This window comes from Streptomyces sp. NPDC048295, assembly GCF_040652135.1.
Classification (GTDB): Bacteria; Actinomycetota; Actinomycetes; order Streptomycetales; family Streptomycetaceae; genus Streptomyces.
In genome coordinates, this window is sequence record NZ_JBEZLL010000067.1 from 1 (window position 1) to 5415 (window position 5415).

5 protein-coding genes are annotated in these 5415 nt (G+C 69.9%); 1 reads left to right on the top strand and 4 read right to left on the bottom strand.

Annotated elements, in window-relative coordinates; all coding sequences use genetic code 11:
- Positions 1-92: 92 nt before the first annotated feature.
- The 4 genes from AB0D53_RS41490 to AB0D53_RS41505 all read right to left on the bottom strand — a co-directional run bounded on the left by AB0D53_RS41490 (position 93) and on the right by AB0D53_RS41505 (position 4640).
- Complete coding sequence (locus tag AB0D53_RS41490) at positions 93-1688, bottom strand: MFS transporter (RefSeq protein ID WP_362454702.1); 1596 nt, start codon at positions 1686-1688, stop codon at positions 93-95.
- A gap of 131 nt (positions 1689-1819) precedes the next feature.
- Positions 1820-3385: an AMP-binding protein gene (locus tag AB0D53_RS41495; protein WP_362454704.1), complete on the bottom strand. Its 1566-nt coding sequence runs from the start codon at positions 3383-3385 to the stop codon at positions 1820-1822.
- Positions 3354-4391 (bottom strand): helix-turn-helix domain-containing protein, encoded by a 1038-nt coding sequence (locus AB0D53_RS41500; protein WP_362454706.1) that lies wholly within the window; start codon positions 4389-4391, stop codon positions 3354-3356. The genes AB0D53_RS41495 and AB0D53_RS41500 overlap by 32 nt, the downstream gene beginning before the upstream one ends.
- Positions 4392-4403: 12 nt before the next feature.
- On the bottom strand, positions 4404-4640 hold the full coding sequence (locus AB0D53_RS41505) for an acyl carrier protein (protein WP_329813469.1): 237 nt from the start codon (positions 4638-4640) through the stop codon (positions 4404-4406).
- 578 nt (positions 4641-5218) lie between these two features.
- Between AB0D53_RS41505 and AB0D53_RS41510 the strand changes: the two genes are divergently transcribed.
- Positions 5219-5415, top strand: a 197-nt coding sequence (locus AB0D53_RS41510; protein ID WP_362454709.1) for a polyketide synthase docking domain-containing protein, incomplete at its 3' end; no start/stop codon positions are given.

Here is a 5415-nt window from a genome sequence, read left to right on the forward strand (position 1 = left end):
GCTGGGTCCGGTTCGTCCAGCGCAGACCGGTCACCCCGCGGGCCGCGGTCGGTGTGGGGCCCACTGTCCTGTGCGTGGCCGGGCGGCCGGATTCAGCCCGCGGTGGGCTGCATCCGATCGGCGGCCGGCACGGTCGCAGGCGCGTCGATGTCGTACGGGTCCACCGGCTCGCCCGTCTCGATCGGTACCTTGCGCAGCAGCAGAGCGACGATCGCGGCCACCACCAGCATGGCGCCCACCCCGGACAGTGCGGCGATCTGGAGACCGTGGGTGAAGGCCTCGCGGCTGGTGGTGATGAGTTCGGCGCCGATCGCGGACGGCTGCTGCGCTGCCACGTTGGCGGCGCCGCCGATGGTGTTGCGTACAGCTGCCAGCGCCTCCCCGCCGAGTCCGGCCGGGTTCGCCGCGTTCATGTCGCTGCGGTACACCGCGGATCCGATGCTGCCGATGACGGCGAAGCCGAACGCGCTGCCGAACTCGGTGAAGGTCTCCGAGGTGGCCGTGGACGAACCGGCGTGCTCCTTCGGCGCGGAGGTGACCACGATCTCCGCCGTCAGCGTCTTGGAGGCCGTCATGCCGGCTGCCATCAGTCCCACGCCCACCAGCAGCACCGCGATGTTCGACTCCACGGTGAGCCGGCTCAGGACGGCGAAGCCGATCGCGATCACCAGCATGCCGCTGGTGACGAGGTAGACGGGCTTGACCTTGCGGGACAGCGTCGAGACGACACCGACCGCGATCCCGATGGCCGGCAGTACCGCGAGCGACCACAGAGCCGCACGGAACGGGGTCAGGCCCAGCACCATCTGCATGTACTGGTTGGTGAGGATGCTGACGCCCATGAACGAGAACATCACCATGAGGTTGGTGATGATCGAGCCGGTGAAGCCGCCGTAGCGGAACAGGGAGATGTCGATCAGCGGGTAGGCCGTCGTGCGCTGGCGCTGGACGAAGGCGACGAGCAGAACGGCGCCCACCACGGCCCAGATCATGGCGTTACGGCTGTAGCCGTCGACGACCAGCTCCTTGAGGCCGTAGATGAACGGCATGATTCCGGCCATCGACAGCAGAGCGCCGAGCACGTCGAGCTTGCCGCGCGAGGGGTCGCGTCGCTCCGGCAGCAGGATCGGGGCCAGGACGAGCACCAGCACCATGACCGGGGTATTGATCATGAAGACCGAACCCCACCAGAAGTTGTTCAGCATCAGACCGCCGACGATCGGGCCGATGGCGGCACCCGTCGCGAGCGTGCCGCTCCACGCGGCGATGGCGGTCTTGCGCTGGGCGGAGTCCTGAAACATGTTGCGGATCAGGGCGAGCGACGTCGGAGTCAGGGTCGCCGCACCGAGGCCGAGCAGCGCCCGCGCGCCGATGAGCATCTCCGCGCTGTCGGCCGTCGCGGCCAGTGCGGAGGCGACGCCGAAGACCGCCGCACCCGCGATCAGCAGTTTCCGGCGGCCGAACCGGTCGCCCACCCAGCCCATCGTGATCAGCGCGCCGGCCAGTACGAAGCTGTAGATGTCCATGATCCACAGCAGCTGGGTGGCGCTCGGCTTCAGTGACTCGCTGATGGGCGTGATGGCGAAGCCCAGTACCGAGATGTCAACGGCGATCAGCAGGGTGACCAGGACGATCACCACGAGACCGAGCCATTCCTTGAGCCCCGCCCGGGGCTTGATTTCTGTCATGGCAAACGTCCATGCCTTCCTGCGCGTCCGGACTCCCTGTGTACGTAACACGCTGAGCGTATCACGTACGCTATGCGTGTTGCGTACTCATCGCGGCGCTCGATTCGGTCGCCTGCTGCTTTCCCGAGGCTTCAGAGCCCGCCGCCGAGCCGTTCCTCGGCCAGACGGATCAGCGCCCTTCGGTCGATCTTGCGATTCGGGTTGAGCGGGAACTGAGCCGTGTGGAAGAAGTGCCGCGGGACCACGGCCCTGGGGAGCCGGCGGCTCAGCTCGCGTGCCAGGGTCACCGCGGCGACGGCCTTGCCGGTATGGAAGGCCACCAGCTCGACGCTCTCGCCCGACCGCACCGGCACGGCCACCCCGTCCTCCACCCCGGGGCAGCCGCGCAGCGCCTCGTCGATCTCCGCCAGCTCGACCCGCACCCCGCGCACCTGGACCTGCTGATCCAGCCGGCCCAGGTACAGCAGCTCGCCGCCCTCGGCCTGCCGGACCCGGTCGCCCGTCCGGTAGTAGCGCAGGCCCTCGTGGACCAGGAACCGGCCGGTGTCGTCGGCGGGGTCGAGATACCCGGCCGTGAGCTGCGGACCGGCGATGCACAACTCGCCTTCCTCCCCGTGCGGTTCACCGTTCTCGTCCGTCATCAGCCACGCATGGCCCGGATGGACCCGGCCGATCGGCACGACACCCGCGGTGGCGATCCGCGCCGACTCCTCGGGAGACCAGCGGTGGTGCGTGATGGTGATGGTCAGCTCCGTGGGCCCGTACAGGTTCTCCACCGACGACTTCGCCGCGGCCAGCTGCCAGTCCTCCACGTCCCGGATCGTCACCGCCTCGCCGGCGAAGAAGCTCCACCGCAATGAGGGCAACTCCCCGTCGCCCAGCCCGCCGGTCCGCCGGATCAGGCTGATCACGCTGGGCGTGGAGAACCACACCGTGATGCCCTGCTCCGTGACGAACTGCGGCAGGTTCAGGTACGCGCTCGCCGGAACGGCGACCAGCGTGGCGCCCGCACCCCACGCGCAGAACAGGTCGAAGAAGGCACAGTCGAAGTTCAGATCGAAGTTCTGCGAGAACACGTCGTCGGGGCCGAAGTCGTAACGTGCGTCCAATAGCCCGAAGTAGTGGGCTCCGTTGGCCTGGGTCACCGGCACACCCTTGGGCCGGCCCGTCGAGCCGGACGTGAACAGCACGTACGCGATGTCGTCCGGCTCGACGGCACACGGACGCGGCAGCCGCAGCGCGGGATCCGGTGCGATCACCTGCCCGTCACCGGAGCTGCCGCCGGAGGCGTCGCCGCCTTCCAGCAGCGCGGGCAGTGCGACCCCGTCCGCCCGCAGCCGCGCAAGCGCCGAGGCGGCATCACCGTCCACGATCAGCGCCTGCACCCCTGCGGCTTCGAGCATCTGACGTGTGCGCAGCACGGGGAAGGACGGCTGCAGTGGCACCATCGTCACACCGGTGAGCAGGCACGCCAGGATGCCCGTGTAGGCGTCGACGCCCTTCGCCGCGAGCACACCGACCGCGGCCGGACGCTCGGGCAGCCCGGCCAGGAGCGAGCCGGCCCAGGTCAGTGCCCGGTCGTACAGTTCCGTGTAGGTGAGCGAGCGATCACCCGCGCGGATCGCGACACCGTGGGGCGATCGGGCGAGACCACGCAGGAATCGGTCATAGAGGGCGTGGGCCGACGTCTGGTCCATGGGGAGTCCCGGGGTGGCGGTGGATGGATGAGGTGGACCGGCGATCACCGCCCGCGGGGCCTCCGCCCGGCGGCACCGGGGCGAGCGGGTCGCGCCGTGGGCCGAGACGGGCCTCGACGAGGGCGCGCAACGACCCGCTCAGCGAGGGATCGGCCTCGAAGGTGGCCGAGCGCAGGGCAGAGCCGCTGCTGACCGCGATGAGTACTTCGATGAGCTCGGACCAGGAACACGTGGCGGCCGCGCGATGCAGGGTGACCCGTGGATGCCTCGTCTGCCACGCCCCCAGGCCCCTGGCGTACGCAGGGGAGGCCCCGTCCATCAGGATCTGGAGCCGCGCGTACGGATGGGCCTGGGCGACCGTGTCCAGAAAGCCGCGAAGAACGTCGAGTGCGGGCGCCCGGCCGGCTGCGGGCCTTGACCGGTCGACGGCCAGGGGCCGGAGACGGTCCTCGGCCCAGGGCCCGGACCGCTCGTCCGCCCGCAGGACGACCGCTTGCCACGGTGGCGCGAGACAGACGCCTACGACCGATCGATGGGATCCGGGGCTCAGGGGCGGTTCCGCGGGCGGCCGGAAGGACTCCGGCCGCCGCGGCCGGACGTCCCACTTGCGCCACACCCGGGACACGGTGGAGTGCGCGATCCCCAACTCGGCGGCGAGCAGCCGCGACGACCAGTACGGCGCGTCAAGTCGGGCAGGAGGTTTGCCGCCGTGCGCGAGGGTGGTGACCAGCACCGCGGCCTCGTCGACCGTGGACGGCCGCCCGGGGCGGGGCAGGTCGCCCAACGCCTCGATGCCCGCATCCTCGTAACGGCCGCGCCACTTGATCACCGTCGGCCGGGACACCCTCAGCCGGGCGGCGACATCGGTGTTCGAGGCGCCCTCGGCGGCGAGCAGAACGATCCGCGCGCGCCGGACGAGTCCGGCCGGGGCGGTCGACATCCGGGCCAGAGTCTCCAGCCGCGCCAGGTCACCCTCGTGGAGCCGCAGCGCCGAGGCGGGATGCATGAGGCCCTGTCCTCAGCGCAGACCCTGCAGCGCGTCCCAGAGAAGCTGCGGGGTCTCGAAGATCTCCAGCGAGAGTGCCTCGTCACGGAAGTGGACGTCGTAGGCGGCTTCGAGACCGGCCAGGAGCTCGACCATCCCGAGCGAGTCCAGCCCGTAGTCCCGCAACTGAGTGTCTCCGGTGATCGGTTCGTCCGGCGGAAGGAAGGACAACTGCTTGCGCAGAAGGGTTTCGAACTGCTCATCCCACATGGTGACTCCGGTTCGGACGCGTTGGGTGGACGCCTCGGTCGAGGCCGCCGTACCGCACTGCCACCGGACCATGGGGCCGCCCGCGGACAGCCCCGGGAGGACCGGAGAGACCGACCGGAGGTGACCGTACGGGAACGGAATGGGCGGAGCGGAGCGGAGGTACGGAACGGTCACCCGCCCATGTGCCCGGCAGGAAGCCGTCCCAGGGCGTCGACGCTAGCCCCGACCGGTGCGAACCAGTACCCCTATCTGCCCCTATGAAGGCACCGGCCCACCGGACCGGAGCGGCCGGCGGCCCGGCGACGTGGAGCGATCCGGTACCACGAACCGCAGGCGAAGACGGGTACGAGCCGCCTCAACTGCCCCTTACCCGCCCCTTGCGGCGGACCGGGGCCCGGTCGATCGCTCTGGGGTGTGCGGGGTGGACAGGGGCTGGAATGTGGGGACCCCGGCCAACACTAAGGGGTGGGCAGCCGCCGGTCTGCACCGTAATTTTCCGAGCGGCCCCATTCTTCGTCTCCACATTCCGTTCGGGTCCGCAGTCCGCTGCCACGTCATGACACAGGAGGGCATGCTCGGTGAGTAACGAGGAAAAACTTCTCGAGTATCTGCGCCGGGCGACAGCCGACTTGCGCGACGCACGCAAAAGGCTCGCCGCCGCCGAACGCAGGGCCGACGGTGAACCGATCGCGGTGGTGGGGATGGCGTGTCGTTATCCGGGTGGGGTGGGTTCTCCGGATGATCTGTGGGATCTGTTGGTGGAGGGTCGGGACGG

Bases quoted from the DNA above. Each gene is read 5' to 3' on its own strand.
- AB0D53_RS41490 (WP_362454702.1), bottom strand. From the start codon at position 1,688: ATGACAGAAATCAAGCCCCGGGCGGGGCTCAAGGAATGGCTCGGTCTC.
- AB0D53_RS41500 (WP_362454706.1), bottom strand. From the start codon at position 4,391: ATGCATCCCGCCTCGGCGCTGCGGCTCCACGAGGGTGACCTGGCGCGG.
- AB0D53_RS41505 (WP_329813469.1), bottom strand. From the start codon at position 4,640: ATGTGGGATGAGCAGTTCGAAACCCTTCTGCGCAAGCAGTTGTCCTTC.
- AB0D53_RS41495 (WP_362454704.1), bottom strand. From the start codon at position 3,385: ATGGACCAGACGTCGGCCCACGCCCTCTATGACCGATTCCTGCGTGGT.